This window comes from Mesorhizobium sp. M0800, assembly GCF_040320095.1.
In the GTDB taxonomy this organism is placed as follows: Bacteria; Pseudomonadota; Alphaproteobacteria; order Rhizobiales; family Rhizobiaceae; genus Mesorhizobium.
The window spans coordinates 1-763 of record NZ_JAMYOZ010000088.1 but is presented as its reverse complement, the minus strand read 5'-3'; the positions used below and the strand labels follow the sequence as shown (position 1 = coordinate 763).

1 protein-coding gene is annotated in these 763 nt (G+C 57.7%); it reads left to right on the top strand.

The genetic code is table 11. The features are described 5' to 3' along the window. Nucleotides 1-189: 189 nt before the first annotated feature. The coding region (locus NKI18_RS33345) for an AroM family protein (protein WP_353022095.1) at nucleotides 190-763 on the top strand (574 nt) is incomplete at its 3' end.

The following is a 763-nucleotide window of genomic DNA, read 5'->3' as shown; positions in this document are numbered from 1 at the left end:
TAAAGAGGTGAAACCCCAATGCTCGATACTTATCCTACCAAAGGTATGCGGTGGCCCGCTTGGGTGAAGCAGCGTTTGGCGTTCCACGGTGCACCCCTTGGAATTTTGCTAACTGAACGCATGCCTAACCCGGGCGTGCGCCCTTATTTACCCGGGTGCGTTGCCAATGCGACAACTTGGAGCGTCCCTGTGCGCTATAAGATAGTGCCCGGCCTTAACGACACGTCCATCTTTGCGTCCGACGGCGATAAGATGACGCCGGCTGTGGTGGAGGCAGCTCTCGAGCTCGTCCGTGAGGGTGCTCAATTGATTACCTGCAACTGCGGGTACTCGATTCGATTCCAGCAAGCGGTGCGTGATGCGGTAGATGTGCCGGTGTTCCTGTCGAGCCTTCTCCTCGCTCCTTTTCTCGAAAAGATGCTTCCTGCCAGCCAGGCGCTTGGCATAATTGTGGCAAGCAAGTCTGCACTGACGCAGGACATGCTAGTTGCGAGCGGGTTGCGAGCCGATATTGGCCGTAGGGTTGTCATCGCTGGACTCGAGGACACTCCCGTGTTCGGGGACGCTTGGGTTACACCCTCGGGCGACTTGGACGTCGGGGGCTGCCAGGCCGACGTGGTTAATACCGCGGTAGCTCTACAAGAGGAGCGACCCGACATTGGTATGCTGCTGCTGGAGTGCGGCGATCTGCCGCCTTTCACTCATGCGGTTCAGCAGGCTACCCAAATTCCTGTCTTCGACTTCACCTCGATGGTCGAGTTCT